Source organism: Demequina sp. (genome assembly GCF_049841215.1).
Lineage (GTDB): Bacteria > Actinomycetota > Actinomycetes > Actinomycetales > Demequinaceae > Demequina.
Window position 1 is genome coordinate 241294 of the sequence record NZ_JASGEO010000005.1, and the last position, 20566, is coordinate 261859.

At 67.2% G+C, this 20566-nt stretch carries 17 protein-coding genes and 4 tRNA genes; 9 read left to right on the forward strand and 12 right to left on the reverse strand.

The window, feature by feature from the left end:
* Positions 1–22: 22 nt before the first annotated feature.
* The 7 genes from QM618_RS01995 to QM618_RS02025 all read right to left on the reverse strand — a co-directional run bounded on the left by QM618_RS01995 (position 23) and on the right by QM618_RS02025 (position 5010).
* Positions 23–439 (reverse strand): hypothetical protein, encoded by a 417-nt coding sequence (locus QM618_RS01995; RefSeq protein WP_428094211.1) that lies wholly within the window; start codon positions 437–439, stop codon positions 23–25.
* A gap of 5 nt (positions 440–444) precedes the next feature.
* Positions 445–1659, reverse strand: a complete 1215-nt coding sequence (locus tag QM618_RS02000) for a phosphotransferase (RefSeq protein ID WP_428094214.1) — start codon at positions 1657–1659, stop codon at positions 445–447.
* 72 nt (positions 1660–1731) lie between these two features.
* Positions 1732–1896: a hypothetical protein gene (locus QM618_RS02005; protein WP_428094217.1), complete on the reverse strand. Its 165-nt coding sequence runs from the start codon at positions 1894–1896 to the stop codon at positions 1732–1734.
* A gap of 66 nt (positions 1897–1962) precedes the next feature.
* Positions 1963–2877, reverse strand: a complete 915-nt coding sequence (locus QM618_RS02010) for a pseudouridine synthase (protein ID WP_428094220.1) — start codon at positions 2875–2877, stop codon at positions 1963–1965.
* Positions 2878–2947: 70 nt separating this feature from the next.
* Positions 2948–3019, reverse strand: a tRNA-Val gene (locus QM618_RS02015).
* Positions 3020–3067: 48 nt separating this feature from the next.
* A complete protein-coding gene (locus QM618_RS02020) occupies positions 3068–3940 on the reverse strand; it encodes an aminotransferase class IV (protein ID WP_428094223.1) in 873 nt (290 codons plus the stop codon).
* Positions 3937–5010: a chorismate-binding protein gene (locus tag QM618_RS02025; RefSeq protein ID WP_428094226.1), complete on the reverse strand. Its 1074-nt coding sequence runs from the start codon at positions 5008–5010 to the stop codon at positions 3937–3939. The genes QM618_RS02020 and QM618_RS02025 overlap by 4 nt, the downstream gene beginning before the upstream one ends.
* A 102-nt stretch (positions 5011–5112) precedes the next feature.
* On the opposite strand from QM618_RS02025, the gene QM618_RS02030 reads away from it, so the two are divergent.
* The 3 genes from QM618_RS02030 to QM618_RS02040 all read left to right on the forward strand — a co-directional run bounded on the left by QM618_RS02030 (position 5113) and on the right by QM618_RS02040 (position 5375).
* A tRNA-Gly gene (locus tag QM618_RS02030) sits at positions 5113–5185 on the forward strand.
* A gap of 35 nt (positions 5186–5220) precedes the next feature.
* Positions 5221–5291, forward strand: a tRNA-Cys gene (locus QM618_RS02035).
* Positions 5292–5300: 9 nt separating this feature from the next.
* Positions 5301–5375 (forward strand) — tRNA-Val (locus QM618_RS02040).
* Positions 5376–5457: 82 nt separating this feature from the next.
* On the opposite strand, the gene QM618_RS02045 is transcribed toward QM618_RS02040, so the two are convergent.
* Complete coding sequence (locus tag QM618_RS02045; protein WP_428094229.1) at positions 5458–6420, reverse strand: endonuclease/exonuclease/phosphatase family protein; 963 nt, start codon at positions 6418–6420, stop codon at positions 5458–5460.
* A gap of 30 nt (positions 6421–6450) precedes the next feature.
* On the opposite strand from QM618_RS02045, the gene treY reads away from it, so the two are divergent.
* From treY to QM618_RS02060, 3 genes are read left to right on the forward strand one after another with little or no spacing between them, the layout of a single operon-like run.
* Positions 6451–8955 (forward strand): malto-oligosyltrehalose synthase, encoded by a 2505-nt coding sequence (gene treY, locus QM618_RS02050; RefSeq protein ID WP_428094232.1) that lies wholly within the window; start codon positions 6451–6453, stop codon positions 8953–8955.
* The gene (gene treZ / locus QM618_RS02055) at positions 8952–10640 is read left to right on the forward strand and encodes a malto-oligosyltrehalose trehalohydrolase (protein ID WP_428094236.1); all 1689 of its coding nucleotides are present in this window, start codon (positions 8952–8954) and stop codon (positions 10638–10640) included. The genes treY and treZ overlap by 4 nt, the downstream gene beginning before the upstream one ends.
* Before the next feature lie 24 nt (positions 10641–10664).
* Positions 10665–11519, forward strand: coding sequence for a polyphosphate kinase 2 family protein (locus QM618_RS02060; RefSeq protein WP_428094240.1), 855 nt, complete (start codon positions 10665–10667; stop codon positions 11517–11519).
* Here QM618_RS02060 and zapE read toward each other — a convergent pair whose 3' ends face one another.
* Positions 11520–12491 (reverse strand): cell division protein ZapE, encoded by a 972-nt coding sequence (gene zapE / locus QM618_RS02065; RefSeq protein ID WP_428094243.1) that lies wholly within the window; start codon positions 12489–12491, stop codon positions 11520–11522. It abuts the gene before it with no gap.
* A gap of 39 nt (positions 12492–12530) precedes the next feature.
* Between zapE and QM618_RS02070 the strand changes: the two genes are divergently transcribed.
* Positions 12531–13244, forward strand: a complete 714-nt coding sequence (locus tag QM618_RS02070) for a dihydrofolate reductase family protein (RefSeq protein WP_428094247.1) — start codon at positions 12531–12533, stop codon at positions 13242–13244.
* Here the strand turns inward: QM618_RS02070 and QM618_RS02075 are convergent.
* Both QM618_RS02075 and gndA read right to left on the reverse strand, forming a co-directional pair.
* On the reverse strand, positions 13241–14965 hold the full coding sequence (locus QM618_RS02075; protein WP_428094250.1) for a collagen-binding domain-containing protein: 1725 nt from the start codon (positions 14963–14965) through the stop codon (positions 13241–13243). The genes QM618_RS02070 and QM618_RS02075 overlap by 4 nt on opposite strands.
* A 186-nt stretch (positions 14966–15151) precedes the next feature.
* A complete protein-coding gene (gndA, locus tag QM618_RS02080; RefSeq protein ID WP_428094253.1) occupies positions 15152–16585 on the reverse strand; it encodes an NADP-dependent phosphogluconate dehydrogenase in 1434 nt (477 codons plus the stop codon).
* Between the two features lie 102 nt (positions 16586–16687).
* On the opposite strand from gndA, the gene QM618_RS02085 reads away from it, so the two are divergent.
* A complete protein-coding gene (locus QM618_RS02085; protein ID WP_428094256.1) occupies positions 16688–17236 on the forward strand; it encodes a DUF3000 domain-containing protein in 549 nt (182 codons plus the stop codon).
* Entirely contained in the window at positions 17233–18489 is a 1257-nt protein-coding gene (locus tag QM618_RS02090; RefSeq protein ID WP_428094259.1) for an HRDC domain-containing protein, read from the forward strand. Before QM618_RS02085 ends, QM618_RS02090 begins: the two co-directional genes overlap by 4 nt.
* A gap of 159 nt (positions 18490–18648) precedes the next feature.
* Here the strand turns inward: QM618_RS02090 and dxs are convergent, their stop codons facing one another.
* Positions 18649–20514 (reverse strand): 1-deoxy-D-xylulose-5-phosphate synthase, encoded by a 1866-nt coding sequence (gene dxs, locus QM618_RS02095; protein WP_428094262.1) that lies wholly within the window; start codon positions 20512–20514, stop codon positions 18649–18651.
* Positions 20515–20566: the final 52 nt, after the last annotated feature.

Consider the following 20566-nt stretch of genomic DNA (forward strand, 5'->3'; position numbering starts at 1 on the left):
CTGCCGCCCGTTTCTAGGGGTGCTAGTTCGCGCTAGCCGCAGACTTTGGCGTCACGGGAGACGCCGTGCTCACCGGAGACTTGGGGGTCACGGGTGACTTGGTGCTGACCGGCGACTTGGGGGTCACGGGTGACTTGGTGCTGACCGGGGACTTCGGCGTAGCCGTGGTCTGAACGCTCACCGGGGTCTTTGCCGTGGCCGTGGTCTGCGGCGTCGCCGCACTCGCCGTGGTGATCGCGGACTTAGGCGTGATGGTGCTGACGCCCACCACAAGAGAGGTCACGGACGCGCTCGGCGTGGGCTTGGCCGAGACCTCCACTCCCACAGACTTGGTGTCGTTGGTACGCCCGAGGACGCCAGCGTCGGCCACCGCGGCGCCAGCGCTCACCGCCATCAAACCGAGGGTTCCGGTGAGGACCCAAATCGTCTTCGTTTCCATCGTCATCATCCTTTTCTCTGTGACTGCCCCGCCAGTACGGGCATACGTTCATCGTTGCGAGCGCCGCTGAGGAGACGAGGAGAGGCAGGTGAGAGACCTCTCATCGACGCGCTCGCGAACTCGTCTGCGGCGTCCATCCAGCGGCGCGCGGCGGCCGTGTCTTCCGTGGTGGCCGCCAGCGACAACAGGACGGCGGCGGCGCGCGCGTATCCCGACTCGTTGCCCGCGCGGGCGAAAGCGACCTGTGCGTAGTCCCACGCGTAGGCGCCGAGCGCCGGCAGCGGTCCGTCTCCCATGCGGCTGGACGCCACGAGGTGCGCCACGAGGCACGCGTGGTCGTCCACACGGTATCCCGGCCCCACGGTGTCGGCGTCGATGAGGCATGACACTTCTCCCGTTGCCAGGTCCAGCCACACGTTCGCGGCATTCACGTCTCCGTGGGTGGGCACGACCGGTCCAGGAGCGGGAGCGGCCTGCACGGCGTCCAGCACACGCTCCACAATCCGTGCATCCAGGCCCACGAGCACTGCCTGTGCGGCGTAATCCGCACGGCGATCAGTCCAGCTTGGGCGCGGCTTGAGCGTCATTGCGCTGTCGGCAATGGCGTCGAGCGCGCGGTCCACCATCCGCACAAGATCTGCGGCCGCAGGCAAGCGCCCGGCGTGTGCCAGCTCGTCGAGAGGCTCTCCATGCGCGGCCGGCATGGACAGCACCCCACTGCCGTGGTCCGTGACGGGCACCGTGGCCGTCCCGAGCGCAAGTGACGCCGCGAGATTGCGCTCGGCCGCGGCCGGGCGCACCACCTTCACGTATCTCGTTGAGCCATCGAGGTGGGCGCGCAACACGGCCCTGCGCATAGGGCGGTAGGCAAGGAAGTCCACGTCACGCACAGGCTCGCCCAGCAGTTCACTCAACGCTTCCGGCGTGCTTGCAGCCGCGAGCCCAGGAAGCGCTGGATCGGCAGGGTGCGCCCACATGGCGTATCGCACGCCGTTGCCCGACGCTACGGTGACCTCAGCGCTCGGCTCAAGTTCAGCGTCGGTCACCACCAGGTAGTGCTCGCCACGATCCGTGTGCGCGACCACTCCCAGAGAGGTTTCCGCACCGGGCCTGCGATGCACCGCGTCAACGTGGAGGCTGATCACCTCCGCACCGGAGGCGGCGAGCGCCTCACGGACGCACTCGTGCCAGCCTTCGAGGGGCGCGCCAGCGGTCTTCACGACGCCAGCATGGTGCGCGCGGTTGGTAAGGACCGTGAGGGCTAGATGAGAAAGTTCTCATCTAGCCCAGGACTACTTGTCGTTGTGGTCCTTGAGGAAGTCAGCAGCCATGTCGACCTTGTCGTCCATGTTGTCCGGCGTCTTGCCCTTGAGCTGTTCCGCGTATTCGTCGATCTGCTCGTCAGAAACATTGCCCAGCATCTCCTGGGCCTTCTTCATCATGTCGTTGGTGTCCATGACTCCTCCTCAGTCGACGTCGTCGGTGACGCCACTTGCGACGATATCTCGCGTCCGCGCGGCGCGCTAGGCGAGGGGAAACGAGCGCTCGCTGCGGAAGCGCCGCTCCGTGCCGTCCACCGGGTCCGTGAACGCCAGCTCGCCCGCGAGAAGCTGCAGCGGGGTGCTGAAGTCGTCGATCGCGATGTCAAGAACGTCCGGGTAGAGGGGGTCGTTGATGATCGGTATCCCCAATCCCGCCATGTGCACGCGCAGCTGATGCGTGCGGCCCGTCGCCGGCGTCAGTCGGTAGACGCCGTTCTCCCCCACCCGGTCAACCAACTCAACGAGCGTCTGTGCGTTCACGGGAGCGGCGGGAATCACCTCTGCACGCACCACTCCACGCTCCTTGCGAATGTGGTTGTGAACCTCGAGCGGAAAGGCGAGATCGTCCCGCACGGGCGCGAGCGCCCAGTAGGTCTTGTGTACGGCCCGACGCTCAAAGAGGCCTTGGTACGCGCCTCGCCATTGCGCCTGGGTGGTGAGCATGAGCACGCCAGAGGTGCCGCGGTCCAGCCGGTGAACCGGCGCCAGTTCCGGGAGCCCAAGGGAGTCACGAAGGCGCACCACAACGCTCTGCATCACGTGGCGGCCTCGCGGAATTGTCGAGAGAAAGGGCGGCTTGTCCACCACCACCAGCCGCTCGTCGCGGTGGAGAATGGCGATCTCGCCGGGCACGTGAGGCTCGTCTCGCAGATCGCGGTGGAACCACACGAACTGTTGCTGCGCGTAGGGGTCGTCGGCACGAATCGGCTGCCCCGCGTCGTTCACGAAGCACTCCCTCGCGAACATGTCGTCCACGTCCACGTAGTCCGGGAGCTTGTGACGGAGCCACTCGCCCATCGTGTGCCACGGCGCCGGTTGGGCGGGGTCGCGATCGGGGGTGCGAACCCGGGCGGCCGTTAGCCCGTGGCGCGCTGGCAACGGCGATTGAGGGGGCACGCCACGATGCTACGGGGAAAGCAGAAGGGCCGGCTGCCAGGAAATCCTGCCAAACCGACCCCTCATCCAGTGGGCGATACTGGGATCGAACCAGTGACCTCTTCCGTGTCAGGGAAGCGCGCTACCGCTGCGCCAATCGCCCAAGAGCAGGCTCTATGTTAGCGGATACTTTGGGGCCCGGCCGACGCTGTTACAGGTCTCGCGGTGGCGCTGGGTCAGGATCGTTGCTGGCACGGCGATCGAACTCCTCCGCCAAGCGGGAAAGCAAGGGGCCGGCTTTCAGGTCTTTTCCGTCGAGCGCGGCGAGAGGCTGCACGTGGCGCGTGGACGAGGTTACGGCCGCAAACGCGTCTCCCGCGGCCACCTCGTCGAGCACGGCCATCTCCAGTTCTCCAGGGGCGGCAACCCGCACGGGTAGGCCCGCGTGGGCCCCCCACTCGAGGGCAAGGCCGCGCGTGATGCCAGGAAGGCAGCCGGAGGCGAGCGGCGGGGTCAGCAGCTCTCCCCCGCGCTCGATGAAGACATTTGAGCCCGTGCCTTCGCACAGGTGGCCGTGCGTGTTGGCGATGAGCGCCTCGTCGGCGCCCTTGGCACGCGCGAACTGCACCATCACTACGTTCTCGCCATACGACGTGCTCTTCACGCCAGCAATCGGCGAGCGCTCGTTGCGCTTCCATGGGGCGCGCACCGCACGGCACTCCTTGATAGGCGGCGAGTCGGCGGCGACCACCACCACGGTAGGAGCAGCGTTCCCGCGGATCGAGCTGTGGGGGCCCGAGCCGGACGACACCGTGACCCGCACGCGCGTCATGGCCTCCCCGCCCTCCGCGAGCACCGCCAGGACGCCCTTGCGGACGTGCGCGGTATCGAGGCCGGTTAGTCCCATGCGGGATGCTGAGTACTCCAACCGCAGAAGGTGCCGCGTCAGCGCGAACGCGACGCCGTCCACCGCCTCCATCGTCTCGAAGACGCCGTCGCCAACGGTGAAGCCGTGGTCAAGTGGGGAGATCGCGTGATCCTCAGCGCCGCGGAGGGTGCCATTCACCCAGACGACGTCGCTCATGGGGACATTCTGTCGGCCGATGCGAGCGTTATCAACCGCCGTGCCTTGAGTTCGGTCTCTTCCCACTCCGCATATGGGTCAGATCCCCACGTAATGCCGGCCCCGGTACCAAAGCTCAGGGTGCCGCCGTGGGCATCGTCCCACCAAAACGTGCGAATTCCCACCGCGAGCTCGGCCCGCTTGGAGTCCGCGTCGACCCACCCGATTGCTCCGCAGTATGGCCCCCGGGGCGCGGTCTCTTCGCGCGCAATAACCGACAGCGCAGACGCCTTGGGCGCGCCGGAAACGGACCCTGGCGGGAAGGTGCCAGCGAACAGCTCGCCCCACATCTGGTCCGTCCAGTTGTGCTCGTCGGACAGGGTGGCGCTCACCGTCGACTGCAGGTGCGTGAGGCCCGGGTGTTCGTGAAGCGCAAGAAACTCCGGCACCGTCACCGTTCCCGGCTGCGCCACGTGCGACAGGTCGTTGCGAATGAGGTCCGTGATCATGACGTTCTCCGCCTCATCCTTGGCGAGCATGGGCTCTCCAGGGGCTGCGGTGCCCTTGATAGGGCTCGATGTCACGGTGGCGCCCTCGATGCTCAGGTAGCGCTCTGGACTCGCGGAGACAATCCACGCGCCCGGCGCCCCCTCGCGCGCGGGAATCACAATTCGTGCGGCGTATCGTGCAGGATTGCCGCGGGCCAGACGCTCGGACAACGCCACGGCGTCAGGGCCGTAGGGGCCAGCTGGCAGAGGCGCGCTCAGCACGCGGCACAGATTGACCTGGTAGACGTCGCCTTGGCGAATGTCGTCCCGCACCCGCCCAACCCCTGCAACGTACTCAGCCTTGGTGAGCGACGATTTCCAGGCCTCATGCGCTGGCCCTTCCCAGCGTCGGGCCGTGCGGGGTTCAGCGAGCGCCTCATGCCAACTCACGTCGGCGAAGCGCCAGGCGTCCAGCCGGCCCTCGAACGTGGCGACAACCACCCAGAAGCCGCCTTGAGACAATCGATGCCCATCAACCGACGCGTCGATGTGCTCCACGCAACGGTGCGCACCGACGGTCCTGAAGGCAGCGTGCGCGTCCACGCGCCACACGCTACCGGGCGCCACGCCGCACGCCCCCACCGGATTGGTTTTTGCGCGCGGCATCCGCTAAAGTCATAACCCGTTGCCAGCGATGGTGACAGTGCGGACGTGGCTCAGTTGGTAGAGCATCACCTTGCCAAGGTGAGGGTCGCGGGTTCGAGTCCCGTCGTCCGCTCGGAAGGCCGATGCCTACGGGGTGTTGGTACCTACGGTGGGTTGGCCGAGAGGCGAGGCAGCGGCCTGCAAAGCCGTATACACGGGTTCGAATCCCGTACCCACCTCGCTAGTACGGGCGATTGGCGCAGGGGTAGCGCGCTTCCTTCACACGGAAGAGGTCACTGGTTCGATCCCAGTATCGCCCACCAGAACAGCGGTCCCACTGGGGCCGCTTTCGTTGTTTGTGGGCTCCGTTGTGCCCGACGGCGTGGCCGGGTTCGGCGGGAACGCCTAGTTAGTCCGCTCGCCGTATTCGACGACGATTGCGCGGTGGTCGGCACCGTCGATCGTCACGGTCTTGAACTCGCGAGCCCGCAGGTCCGTGTCACGCACCATCACGTGGTCGATAGCGACGAGCGGGAACGGCGTGCGGCCCTCGGGGAACGTGGGCTGGAAGCCAGCGCCGGCCTGATCAGCTGCATCGGCGTAGTCGAGTCCCTCGATGGTGCGGAACTGTGCGTGATCACGCGTGGTGTTGAAGTCTCCAATGACCATCGTTGGGCCAATTGCCGCGGAGAGCACGAAGGTGAGGCGAGACAGGTCGTCCGCCCACGCCTTGTGCTCGGTCACTCCGGGAGCCGCGGGATGCACCGCGTACACCGTCATGGTCTCGGAAGGGGTCTCGACCTTCGCCTGAATCGCGTTGGCGACCATCCCGTCGAGCGGAGAGCCGTCCATGGGATAGCGGGACCACAACCCGATGCCCTTGAAGCCGTCTTCTGGCCGCACGTACGAACTTGGCAGCTCGCTGTCGAGGCCCGCGTCACGCAGCGCCTGCACCTGGTCCTCGGTGAGCTCCTGCACAGCAAGCACATCTATCTCGCGGGCCTTCACCATCGCAACGATGTCGCCGGCGTCCGCCTCGCCAAACGTCGCGTTTATCGACGCCACCTTGAGCGCGGGAGTACCGCCGCCCTCGAATGTGTACAGCGGCATGATCCACCACGCACACAGCGCGGCGAAGCCCGCCGTGATAGCCGCAAGCGTCAGTGAGCGGGCTAGCAAGGCCAGCAAGAACGGCACGACGCACGCGAACGTCACCCACGGCATGAAGGCGACAACAATCGCCAACGGACCCGCCTGCAGGCGGAACGCCCTCGCAATGACAGCCACCGCGATAGGCGCAAGCATCACCACCGTGAGCCACCACAGCACCCTGCGCATGGCGAAAGTGTGCCAGACGTCGTCTGACATGATGGGAGGAACCCTCCGAAAGTGACAAATATGGCAGACGACCGCGCGTACCGATTGGGACACAGGCCCAACGCGCCTGTGCCCACGGCCACGTATCGCTTGCAGCTCACCAAGGACTTCACACTGTCCGACGCTGCGGACAGGTTGGATTACTTCGCCGCCTTGGGCGTGTCTCACCTCTACCTCAGTCCCCTGCTTGGTGCGGCGCCAGGGTCCACGCACTACTACGACGTCGTTGACCACTCCCGCATCGATGACTCGATTGGCGGGGAAGCCGCGCTGAGAGATCTGGCGTGGCGCGCAGGCGAGAAAGGCATCGGCCTCGTAGCGGACCTCGTCCCCAACCACATGGCGGTGCCCACACCCGTCTTTCACAACCGCGCGCTGTGGTCGCTGTTAAGTGCCGGCGACGCGTCCCCCTACAAGCACTGGTTCGACGTGGACTGGTCGCGCGGCGCGCCCGTCCTCATGCCGGTGCTCGGCGAACGCATCGGCACGGTGCTTGCCGCGGGGCACCTGACGCTCGACTCGATGGTGGTGCCCGGCTTCGAGGATCACGGCGCCGTTCCGGTGCTCCGCTACTTCGACCACGTGTTTCCCGTGCGTGCGGGGACGGAGAACCTCCCGCTCGATCGCCTCGTCGAGGAGCAGTACTACCGGCTTGCGTACTGGCGGGTCGCGAACGAGGAGCTCAATTACCGCCGCTTCTTCGACGTCGGATCGCTTGTGGCGGTGCGCGTCGAGGATCCGGATGTCTTCGACGCGACGCATCACCTCATCGTGTCGCTCGTGGCAGACGGCACGTTGCAGGGCCTCCGCGTGGACCACCCCGACGGTCTCGCGGACCCCGCGGGCTACATCAACCAACTCTCGGACGCTACAAACGGCGCGTGGATCGTTGTCGAAAAGATCCTCGAGGGCGAGGAACGCCTGCCCACGTCATGGAAAACCGCAGGAACCACGGGATACGACGCCGCGTGGCGCATCGGTGCGGCTCTTCGTGACCCAAGCGGAGCGTCGGGCCTTGCGGCAACCATGCACCGCGTTGCTGGGGACGCGATGGGCGGCCTGCCCGGCATCATCGACGAGGCGAAGCGAGAAATCGTGGAGCTCACCCTGGCAGCGGAGATGCGCAGGCTCGCGTCGCTCGCGCACGGCATCTGCACCACCGACGTGCGCCTGCGGGACCACACGTGGAGTGCGCTGTACGACTGCCTCACCACGCTCATCGTGACGTTCGACCGCTATCGCGCGTACGTGGTGCCCGGCTCTGCCCCAAAACCCATGTCTCTCGAGGCGATCGCCGCGGCGGCGGAGCGAGCCCGCGAGCGCCTCGATCCCGAGCGCCATGAGACGCTCGACGTGGTGGTCGACCTCTTGCGCGGCGCAGAGGTAGGAAGCGCGGGCCGCCGCGAGGATGCGGACCGCGCGGAGCTCATCACGCGATTCCAGCAGGCATGTGGCGCGGTCATGGCGAAGGGCATCGAGGACACCGCGTATTACCGCTGGACGCACCTGCTGGCGCTGTGCGAGGTGGGCTCCCCCGCCGCCCACTTCAACCTGCCGCCCGCGTCGCTGCACGCGTGGGCCGCGGAACGCCAAACCACCTACCCGCACGCGATGACGTGCCTCACGACGCACGACACGAAACGCTCGGAGGACGTGCGTGCGCGGCTCGGCGTGCTCGCTGAATATGCGAGTGATTGGGAAGAGCTCGTGACACGGCTGCAGACGATCACGATGCCCACACGGCCGCTGGAACTGGACGGCCGCACCGAGAACCTGTGGTGGCAAACGCTGGTTGGGACGTCGGACGCGGACGCACTGATGGAATGGGACCGGCTCGAGGGCTACCTGATCAAGGCGATGCGCGAGGCCAAGACCCACACCACGTGGACGTCTCACAACGCCCACTACGAGAATCAGGTGCTGTGGTTTGCCCAGGCCTCGCACGCCGATCCTGCTGTGCGTGAGAGCGTGCTCGCGTGGCACGCCGCGCGCGCTCAGGCGGAGCGTGCCGCGATCCTCTCGCAGAAACTGCTTTCGCTCACCCTGCCGGGCGTGCCAGACGTCTACCAGGGCACAGAGGTGGTGGCCCCTTCCCTCGTGGACCCCGACAACCGCCGGCCCGTTGACTACGAGGACCTCGCCGCGCGGCTCACTCGGCTGCGCCGCAGGGCCAAGCCACGCACCCTTGGCGACGAGAAGCTGCTCGTCACGGCTCGCGCGCTCGCGGTGCGCCGAGGACACCCGGAGGCGTTCATCGGCACGAGCGCGGGCTATCACCCGCTCGCCTCTTCGTCGGGGCACGCCATTGTCTTTGCCCGCACGGCGCACGACGAGGATCGCGTCATCACGATCGCCACCCGCGTGGCCGGGGAACTCGAACGCCTTGGGAACTGGCACGAGCACACCGTGCAGTTGCCGGAGGGCTCATGGAAGGACGTCCTCACGGGCGTTACGTGCGATGGCGGCAGCGCTCCACTTGCCCGCGTTCTCGCCACCTTCCCGGTGGCGCTGTTGGTGAGGGCATGAGGGCCGACGTCTGGGCCCCGTTTGCCGCACACGTCGCGTGCCGTACGGGTGGGCAGGACCTCCCGCTCGTACGCGCCGAAGACGGTTGGTGGCGTGGCCCGGCTCTCGCGAACGGGCAGGACTACGCCTTCGTGGTCGACGGCAACGGCCCCTTCCCCGACCCGCGCTCCCCGCGACAGCCGCACGGCGTGCACGGTCCGTCCCAGGCCTTCGACGCCTCCGCCTTCGCGTGGAGTGACTCCGCGTGGTCGGGGCGCGACGCGCGCGGAGCCGTGTTCTACGAACTCCACGTTGGCACCTTCACCCCACGAGGCACCTTGGACGCCGCCGCCGCGGACCTGACGCGCCTCGCCGCCGTAGGGATCGAGGTGGTGGAGCTCATGCCGATCGCGCCGATGCCCGGCGAGCGCGGCTGGGGATACGACGGCGTGTCGCTCTTCGCGGTCTACGAGCAGTACGGCGGCCCCGCCGCGCTCCAGCGCTTTGTCGACGCCGCGCATGGCCTTGGCATCGCCGTGGCGCTCGACGTGGTCTACAACCACTTTGGTCCTGACGGAAACTACGTGGCGGCGTTCGGTCCATACCTCACGAGCGCGCACCACACCCCCTGGGGCGACGCAATCAACCTTGATCAGCCCCACAGCGACGAGGTGCGGCGGTTCTTTGCCGACAACGCCCTGCGGTGGTTCCGCGACTTTCACGTGGATGTGTTGCGGCTCGATGCGGTGCACGCGCTCAAGGACACCTCCGCGCGCCACTTCCTTGCACAACTGAGCGACGAGGTAACGGCCCTCGCAACGGAGCTCGGCCGGCCGCTGTCCCTCGTTGCGGAGAGCGACCTCAACGAGCCGTCGATGGTGCTTCCCACCGACCAAGGCGGCCTTGGCCAGACCGCGCAATGGGCCGACGACGTTCACCACGCCGTGCGCGCCTACCTCACGGGAGACAGCACGGGCTACTACGGCGACTTCGGCTCGATCGAGACGCTCAACAAGGCATTCCAGCACGTCTTCGTCCACGACGGTGGCTGGTCCAGTTTCCGCGGCGCCGCGTGGGGAACGCCCGTCCCGGATTCGCTCGACCGCCGCAAGTTCGTTGTCTTCGCCTCCAACCATGACCAAGTGGGCAATCGCGCCATCGGGGACAGGCCGTCCACCCTGCTCTCCCCTGGCGCGCACGCCACGTCACTTGCGCTCGTGCTCCTGTCGCCCTTCACTCCGCTCCTGTTCCAGGGCGAGGAGTACGGCGAGACGCGGCCCTTCCTGTTCTTCTCCCACCACGACGAGCCTCTCGGCACCGCCGTCTCGGAGGGCAGGGTCGCCGAGTTCGCCCGCCACGGCTGGCCGCCGAATGTGCCCATTCCCGATCCCCAGGCTGAGGCGACGTTTCGCGCCTCGGTGATCGACCCGTCGGGCGGGAGCGCGAGCATCCGCGCGTGGGTACGGGACGTCATGGCCACGCGGCCGCTCACCCTGGCGCCCGACGCGTGGGAGCGCCACCCCGTGAGCGTGACGGAAAAAGCTCCGCGACAGCTCACCATGACAGGTCCCGTGCGCATCCACGCGAATCTCAGCGCAGAGCCGGTAGCGTTTGAAGGGCGGCCGTTGGCCGTGTTTGGCGATGTCGCCATAGCGGGCGAGGGCTTCACTCTCCAGCCCGACGCTGTGGCCCTGGTACGCGCATAAGCGCAGGTAGGAGCGGGTTGGGTCATGACGAAGAAGTGGGACGTATTCCCCTCCACCACCTTGAAGGTTGGTCAAGACTTCCGGCTCGCGGGCTTTGACACGGCGGCAACGCCAGGCTTCTCTGGCAACGAAAAGGACGCCCTGAAGATCATGGACAAGCACGCGAAGGCGCTGTCCGAGCTCCAAGAGAAGCTGTTCGCAGACGGCCGCACTGGCGGCACCACGTCGGTCTTGTTGGTGCTGCAAGGCATGGATACTGCTGGCAAGGGCGGGATCGTGCGGCACGTGGTGGGCATGGTCGATCCCCAGGGCGTGCAGCACCGCGCCTTCGGCAAGCCCACGGACGAGGAACTCTCGCACCACTATCTGTGGCGCATCCGCAACGCTCTGCCCGCGCCGGGCAAGATTGGCGTGTTCGACCGCTCCCATTACGAGGACGTGCTCGTGGTGCGCGTGCACGACCTTGTGCCGGGGGCACCGTGGGCCGAGCGCTACGCCGAAATCAACGCGTTCGAGGCGGAGGTCGCGGCCGCGGGCACGCGCATCATCAAGTGCGCCATGTTGATCTCCCCTGACGAGCAGAAGCGCCGCCTGGCGGAGCGGCTCGAGCGCGCGGACAAGTACTGGAAGTTCAACCCTGGAGACATCGACGAGCGGGCCTATTGGAATGAATATCAGGCTGCTTACCAGGCGATGTTCGATGGAACGAGCACTGACGTGGCGCCGTGGTACGCGGTCCCTGCGGACAACAAGTGGTTCGCAAGGCTCGTGGTTGGTTCGCTGCTATTCGAGGCACTCAGCTCGCTCAACCTTGGGTGGCCGGCTGCGGATTTCGACGTTGCCGAACAACAACGCCGGTTGGCCGAACTCGAGATCTAGTCAGTCGGTTCCCGCGGTCATCGCGTGCAGCCGTGACAGCGCTCGCAGATACTTCTTGCGATACCCGCCCTCGAGCATGTCGTGCGCAAACACCTCGCTCCATGGCGCTCCAGACGCCACCACGCGGACGTTCGCGTCGTAGAGCCTGTCGACGAGCATGACAAGCCTGAGGGCTTGATTCTGGTCGCCAAGTGCGGCCACATCGCGGAGCCCGAGTGTCTCGACACCGTCGATGTACGCCGCGTACCGGCTGGGGTGCACGTGCGCAAGATCGGCGATCAGCTCGCCCCACGCCTCCACCACCCCTGCGGGTTGGTTCGCGACGGCCGCCACCTCGGCGTGCGGCGATGGGGAAACGTCACCGAGCGCATCGCGATGCCGGTAGTCGGGCCCGTCGATGGTCACCACCGAGAACCGCGAGGAGAGCGCCTGTATCTCCCTGCGGAAGTCCTCTGCCGCGAAGCGGCCCTCGCCCAAGGCGCCTGGAGGGGTGTTGGACGTTGCCGCTATCGCAACCCCAGCGTCGGCCAGTTCGCGCATGAGGCGCGCCATGAGAAGCGTGTCGCCAGGATCGTCGAGCTCAAACTCGTCGATGCAGACCAGCCGGAACGCGCTGAGCGCTTCACGAGCGGGAGCGAAGCCGAGCGCTCCAACGAGGCTCGTGTACTCGAGGAAGGTGCCGAACGCGGCGCCGGCTCCCACCTCGTGCGCCATCGCGGTCAGCAGGTGCGTCTTGCCCACGCCAAACCCGCCGTCCAGATACAGTCCCTTGCCTCCGCTCGCCTTTTTACGGCCCGACGCTCCGCGTGCGAAGTCTCGCGCCGCGCCTAGGGCGGTGGCTTGGGAGGGATAGGAGGAATCCGGCACATACGATGCGAACGTCGCGTGCTCGAAGTGCGGGGGCGGCGTGAGGCTCGCTATCAGTTCCGCTGGCTGCGGGGTGGGCCGGCGGCCAACGAGGCGTGTGTGCACGATGGCCTAGCCTAATTGGGCATCGGCAAGGAGGAGATCATGGAGCCCGGCAGCCTGGTAGCGCCCGACGGTTCGGTGCTGACCCCCGAACGTGCCGAGACTGCCCTGCGCGCCCTGTACGCCGTGCCGACGCCCTGGGTGAGGGTGTCGATGATTCAGTCGGTCGATGGCCGCGCGGCGGGTGCGGACGGCAGCTCGCGCTCACTGAACGGCGAGGAGGACCTGCGGATTCTGCGCGTGGCACGGTCCTGGGCCGATGTGGTGCTCGTTGGCGCGGAAACGGCGCGTGCCGAGGAGTACGGCGACGTGCGGTTGCGCCCCGAGTTTGTGCGAGCACGTGCGGGAGTCTTCCGCAGGCCGCTTCCCGATCTCGCAATCGTGACGCGCTCGGGCGACGTACCCGAGGACCTGGATCCCGAGCGGACGTGGCTCGTCACGTGCGAAGACGCTCCCGCCGCGGAACTGGCCGAGGAATGGGGCGACAGGGTGATCGTCGCCGGAGACCGAGACGTGGACCCTTCGCTGATGCTCTCCGGGCTGGCACGACGCGGTCTGACGCGCGTGTTGTGCGAGGGCGGGCCGCAACTCGCGTCGCTGTTGCTCGACGCGGACGCGGTTGACGACTACTGCCTCACCACGTCGCCTGCACGTGGGGGCGCGGACGCACCCGCGGTTCCTCCGGTCCCGGCGGGGTGGGCGCTCGCGCACACCCTCGCCGGGAATGACTTCCGGATGGAGCGCTGGACGCGCTAGACCCTGCGTCGCCTCGCGGCGCCGACGAGGAACGCACCCGCGACAACCGCCGCACACGCGATCCAGCCGAGCGCGATGTCGTCGAATCCGGTGGCGGACAGCGAACCCTCGCCATCCTCACCGTCGCCAGACCCACTTCCCGTGCCCGACCCCGTGCCCGGAGCCTTGCCCGGCCCGCTTCCGGTGCCGTTCGTCTCAGTGACCGTCGAGGACGGGTCTGGTGAGGCCGAAGGAGCACCGGTGGGCGCCGCAGAGGCGGTCGCAGTGGGCGATGCCGAGGCGGACGCGCTTGGCGAGGTGGAGGGCGACACCGATGCCGAAGGCGAGGCGCTAGGTGAGGCAGACGCACTTGCCGACGCGCTTGGCGAGGCCGAGGCCGACACGGATGGTGACGCGGACGCACTAGGCGAGGTGGAAGGCGACACCGATGCCGAAGGCGAGGTGCTCGGCGAGACAGAAGCGCTTGGCGACGTCGACGGCGAAGCGCTTGGCGACGTCGACGGCGAGACAGAAGCGCTTGGCGACGTCGACGGCGACACCGATGCGGAAGGCGATGCGGAGGTGCTCGCGGACGGCGTGGCCGACGGGCTCGCACTAGGCGACTCGGATGCTCCCCCAATCTCGCACGTCACCGCACCCTTGAACATGTACGCGTGGAGTTCGCCAGCCCCCTGGGGCGCCGTGAAGTTGCGGGCGATCACCTGGCCGTCAAGCGGGCCGAAGTAGGCCGTGAGGTCGGCGTTGGGAGCGTAGACCGAGCCATCGATGCGGGTTGAAGCACCCGAGCGGTCGGTGAGCGTCACGGCACCGCTGAGCGCGGAGAGGTCCCACATGACGTAGTTCGCGAACTCGCCCGCGTTGCCGAAGACGCTTCCGCGCACGGTGGTGGTGCCCGCAGGTACACGCACGATGACGGGCGAGGTCGCGGACGGTCGCGTGGCGCCGTCGTACACGATCTGCGAGGCGTAATTGCCCCAGAAGAACAGGTCCTCGTAGTCCACGATGTTGACCTTGTTCGCGGCGAGCGCGAGCTTGGCCTTGCCGCCGTCCTCGGTCACGGTGACCTGGTGGGTATGCGAGGCGCTCGGGTTGGCGAGGCACTGCGTGACAGCATTGGCGCCTACGCCCTGCTCAACGTACTCAGCTACCGAGTCTCCTTGAGCGGTGAACTTGGCAACGCCGTCGGCCGCCCACACGTGATTCTTGCCCTCGATGACGGGGCCGTTTGACTCCGAACCCGAGATCGAGGTGGCGCGGTACTGCACGTAGCCGCCGCGCTCGGTGAACTGCAGCACCGGGTTGACGATCTTCGCGTAGCCCTTGGCAACACCGGTGGGGGCGCCTGCACCAGACACGTCGACGATGCCCGAGTTGGTGGAGAAGGCGCCAATCAGGAGGCGCGTGGCGTCGCCGTCGACGACGGGAGGCGTGTAGGCAGCAGTGCCAGCCACGTAGTGCACGATGGGGAATCGACTGCCGGGCGAGACTGCGCGCAACGTGCCTCCCACGGCCAGTGCGCCCTCCACCTCGGAGTTGAAGAGGTTAGCGTCCTCAATGGCGTAGACCGAAAAGCCACCCGCGTCATCGAAGGGGTTGACCGCGGTCTCTGCGGCACCGGCGGATGAGCCAAGCACGGTGGTTGCGGCAATGGTGCCGAGCACTGCGACCGCGGCAATCAGGCCGCCGGCAAATGGGCGCGCGTCAGTAGACGACGTTTTCATGTGATGCTCCCTCAGCTTCACGTGGAGATGCCAGGCGCGCAAAATACGCGGTGGCATCAAAACGATTCGCGGGGAGCCTAACCCATGGATGTGCGACTACGCCAGGCGACGCGCGGAGTCAGTGACCCGCGTGACGCGATGAACGTCAAAACGCGCCAAATGTCCAATTTAACAGGGACTTTGGTCCTAGGCGTCGACCTCTGAACGGTTACCAGACCACAGCGTGTGGAACGTGCCATCTGCGTCGACGCGCTTGTAGGTGTGCGCCCCAAAGAAGTCACGCTGGCCCTGGATGAGGGCTGCGGGAAGACGCTCTGCGCGCAGCGAGTCGTAGTACGACAGCGACGAACCGAAGGCCGGGACGGGCACACCGGACAGCGCGGCCTGCGAAACCACGCGACGCCACGCGGCCACGCCCTTGCCCACCTCATCGGCGAAGTACGGGTCAACGAGCAGTGAGGCGAGCGCGGCGTCCCGCTCGTATGCCTCGGTGATGCGGTTGAGGAAGCGTGCACGAATGATGCAGCCGCCCCGCCAGATGCGCGCCATGGCACCGCGGTCGATGTTCCAGTCGTACTCGTCAGAGGCCGCCTGAATCTGGTCGAACCCCTGAGCGTAGGCAACCACCTTTGACGCGTAGAGGGCCAACCGCACATCCTCGATGAACGCGCCCTTGTCCGTGATGTCCCATGCCTGCGTGTCAGCGGCAAGCACTCCCCGTGCTGCGTCACGCTGGGCAACCTGCGACGAAATGGCACGCGCAAACGTGGCCTCCGCGATGCCGGTGACGGGAACGCCAAGGTCGAGTGCGTTCTGCACCGTCCACCGGCCCGTGCCCTTCTGCCCTGCCTGGTCCACGATGACATCGACGAGAGCCTTGCCCGTCTTGGGGTCAACCTGGGCCAGCACCTCAGCGGTGATCTCGATCAGGAAGGACTCGAGGTCTCCCTTGTTCCACTCTGCGAAGATCTCCGCGATCTCTGCGGGCGTCAGGTCGAGACCAGCGCGCAACAGGTCGTACGCCTCGCCGATGAGCTGCATGTCTGCGTACTCGATGCCGTTGTGGACCATCTTCACGAAGTGACCGGCGCCGTCCGGACCCACGTGCGTGCAGCACGGAACGCCGTCCACCTTGGCGGAGATCTTCTCGAGGATGGGCCCAAGCGTCTTGTAGGACTCCGCGGGGCCGCCGGGCATGATCGAGGGGCCAAGCAGTGCGCCCTCTTCGCCCCCGGAGACACCAGAGCCCACAAAGTGGATGCCCTGCTCGCGCAGCGCAGCCTCGCGGCGGCGCGTGTCCGGGTAGTGGGCGTTGCCCGCGTCCACGATGATGTCGCCCTGCTCGAGCAGCGGCACGAGTGAGTCGATCACCGCGTCCGTCGGCCCGCCAGCCTGCACCATGATGACGATCGTGCGCGGCTTCGCAAGCGCACCCACAAAGTCCTCAAGGGTCTCGCAGCCAACGAACTCGCCCTCGTCGCCGTGGTCCGCGATCAGCGAGTGCATCTTCTCTGCGGAGCGGTTGTGCACCGCCACCGTGAAGCCGTTGCGGGCGAAGTTTCGGGCGAGATTGCGGCCCATGACCGCGAGTCCGGTGACACCAATCTGAGCGTGCGACATGACCATCCTTGAACGGGTTTTCGGGGATACCCCCCAAGCCTAGGGGAGGCGACGCCGCGTGGCGTACCCGGCCCCAGCGTCGGGCCGTCATACGCTCGCATCATGGCGCCCGACGCAAGCGAAGCGCCTCCCGAGTTCCAGGAGGCTCTGCGCTCGCTTGCCCAGGCACGTACCAGGCGCGACGTCACGTTGGTCGAAACGCCCGCCCCCCACCGCATCGCCCCGTACGCGATCGCCATCAACGGCGAGATCGGCGACGCGAGCGGGCGATTTGTGCTGCTTCACGACCCCGACGGCCAGCCCGCGTGGGACGGAACGTTCCGGGTAGTGGCGCTCGTCAAGGCCACAACGGAGCCCGAAGTAGGCGCGGACGACATGTGGGCGGACGTCGCCTGGTCATGGCTCGCCGACGCTCTCGATGGTCTGGCGCACCACAGTTCCGGGGGTACCGTCACCAAGACGGTGTCGCGTTCGTTTGGCGTGCTCGCGGAGCGGCCGGACGAGGTGACCGTGGAGATGCGGGTGTCGTGGACCCCGGAAGGGACGGACATGGAGCCGCACATCATCGCGTGGACGGAGCTCATGGCGTTCAGCGCCGGGATCCCGCCTGCTCCAGAGGGAGTCTCCGTGCTCCATGGGCGGCGCGCGTGACGGACACTTCCGAGGATGCCGTCGTCCCCGAGCGCACGCTCACTCCCCTTTCCGAACCCGCTGGCGGAGTACCCGACGTCATTGACACGCCCCACGCACTGGCTGAGGCGGCCGCGAGGTTCGCCGCTGCCTCTGGACCCGTTGCCGCGGACGCGGAGCGCGCGTCCGGATTCCGATACGGCCAGGCCACATACCTGGCACAGTTCAAGCGCGAAGGCGCTGGTATTGCACTGATTGACACCGCGGCCCTTCCTGACCTGCGCGCATTCGGCGAGGCGATGGGCGACGCCGAATGGGTGTTCCATGCCGCGTCTCAAGACCTGCCGGGTATGCGCGATCTTGGCCTCGCGCCCGCGTCGATCTTCGACACCGAGCTCGCCGCTCGCCTGCTCGGGTGGCCCAAAGTGGGGCTTGCTGCGGTGGTGGAGCAAGAGCTTGGACTCGTGCTCGCGAAGGAGCACTCGGCGCAGGACTGGTCGACGCGCCCGTTGCCGCACGCGTGGCTCGCGTACGCGGCTCTCGACGTGGAAGTGCTGCTCGAGCTTCGCGAGAGCATCGGCGCTCACCTTGATGCCGCAGGAAAGGCCGAGTGGGCGCGCCAAGAGTTCGAGGCCGTGCGGCTCACTCCCCCGGCGGAGCCGCGCGTCGACCCGTGGCGGCGCACCGCCGGCACTCACCTGTTGCGCGACTCTCGCGCGCTCGCCATCGTCAAGTCGCTGTGGGAGGCGCGAGATGCCGAGGCGCAATCTCGCGATGTCTCGCCGGGCCGCGTGCTTCGCGACGCTGCCATCACCGCCGCTGCCCAAGCAAAGCCGGCGTCACTCGACGCGCTCCTCGCGATCCCCGAATGGCAATCTCGCGGCACGAAGAAGCGAGCGGCGTTCTGGTACCCGGCCATAGCGTCGGCCCTTGCCTTGCCCGAGGACCAGCTGCCGCCCCGCCGCGGGCCTGTTGGCGACGGCCCTCCGCAGCCGCGCATGTGGAAGGACAAGCGCCCGGAGGCAGCCGAACGTCTCGATGCTGCGCGAGCGGGCATGAACCTCCTGGTGCAGACGCTCTCCATCCCCGCGGAGAATCTGCTGCAGCCGGATGCGATGCGCCGTGCGTGTTGGGAGTACGCGGGAGGTGGCGAGCCGTGGGTGCGCCAGTTCCTCGCTGGCCGCGGTGCGCGCCAGTGGCAGATTGATCTGTGTGCGCCGATCATGGCTGCCGCGTTCGACGCCCCACCCCAGGAGCCGCAAATCACCGAGTAATACCGGCATCACCCCGCAAGCGCTCCAACAAGCCTTCGGCGTGTCGCCCGGCGTGTCGCGCTTCCGGAGGTTCTCCAAGCGGCGTGTACTGCGTGTCGTTGTTGGAGAGCTTGCGCTGGGGGGCTGGCTGGGATGCCCGACGGCGGGGCTGGGTTGGGCTCAGGCGTTGAGGGCGGCGGTGGCTGAGTCCGCGATTGCTGCCGCGTCGAGACCCACCTCGCCGATGATCTGCGCGCGGGACGCGTGATCGAGGAAGCGGCGCGGCACGCCGAAGTGACGGAACTCCGCCTCCACCCCAGCTTCGCGAGCGTACGAGGCCCACTCTTCGCCAATACCGGCATCTACCAGGCCGTCTTCGATAGTGATCACCAGTCGCGCGCCCTCGATCAGACCAACGAGGCCCTCGGGAACCGGGTGTACCCAGGTGGCTGTGGCAGCGAGCGTCTCGAAGCCCTCGGCGGCAAGCTTGCCAGCCACGTCAACGGCGGTGGCCGCCATGGGGCCAAGACCAAGCACCACCGCATCGCGCTGGGAGCCGTGCTCTGCGAGCACGTCGAGCCCGCCCTCGCGCCGGATGGCGGGCACGGGGTCGCCAAGCGCGCCCTTGGGGTAGCGCACCACCGTTGGTGCATCCGCAACGCCGATGGCCTCGCGGAACGCCGTCCGCAGGGTGGGCTCGTCCCGCGGTGCCGCGAGGCGCAGCCCGGGCACGTGGCGAAGCAGCGCCATGTCCCACATGCCGTTGTGGCTCGCGCCATCGTCGCCCGTGATGCCGGCCCTGTCGAGCATGAAGGTCACGCCCGCGCGGTGCAGCGCCACGTCCATCAACACCTGGTCAAACGCCCTGTTGAGGAAGGTCGCGTAGACGGCCACCACCGGGTGAAGGCCCGCGAACGCGAGGCCCGCCGCCGAAGTCACCGCGTGTTGCTCGGCGATTCCCACATCGATGACTCGCTCGGGGAAAGCTTGCGCGAACGGCCCAAATCCCACGGGCTCGAGCATCGCGGCGGTGATGGCCACGAGATCAGCGCGCTCCTCCCCCGCGGAGACCATCTCATCCGCAAACACGCTGGTCCAGCCAAAGCGAGAGGGCTCGATGGGCAGGCCGGTCTCCGGGTGAATCTTGCCCACGGCGTGGAACCGGTCCGCGTCATCCTGCTCAGCGGGACTGTAGCCGCGGCCCTTCTCGGTCAGAACGTGGACGATGACAGGCCCGCCGAACAGCTTCGCCTGCTGTAGCGCGCCCTCCACTTGCGCAAGGTTGTGGCCGTCCACCGGTCCCATGTACTTGAGGCCGAGGTCCGCGAATACACCGTCGGGGCCAATGAGTCCCTTGAGCGCCTTCTTGCCGTGCATCACTGTCTCGTACGTGAATCCCCTGAACTTGCCGCGATCCTTAAACGTGCGCTTCCCCCAGCCAAGGAACTGTTCGTAGCGAGGATCCGTGCGGATAGTGTCGAGCCTGCGCGCAAGGCCACCAATCGTCGGCGCGTAGGAGCGCCCGTTGTCGTTGATAACGATGACCACGCGATCGTCCGTTGCGGCAAGCGAGTTGAGCGCCTCCCACGCCATGCCACCCGTGAGCGCTCCGTCGCCGATCACCGCAACCGTGTGGCGATCCGTTTCGCCGCGCAGCGTGCGGCCGCGACCGATGCCCGCGGCCCATGACAGCGCCGTGGACGCGTGCGAGTTCTCCACGACGTCGTGTTCGCTCTCCGAGCGCGCGGGGTATCCGGAGAGCCCTCCGCGAGAACGCAGCGACGAGAAGTCGCTGCGGCCCGTGATGAGCTTGTGCACGTACGCCTGGTGGCCGGTGTCGAACACGATGGTGTCGCGCGGGGACTCGAACACCCGGTGCAGGCCAAGGGTCAACTCCACCACGCCAAGGTTGGGACCCAAGTGGCCGCCCGTGCGCGAGACGGAGTCAACCAAGTAGTCGCGAATCTCCGCCGCGAGCGTCTCGCATTCATCCAGCGAGAGCGCCCTCACGTCATCCGGGGACTTGATGCGCTCGAGCAAACCCACTCCTTCGTAACGGCCACCTACCACCTTAACTGGCGGCGTTCTTAGGTGAGCA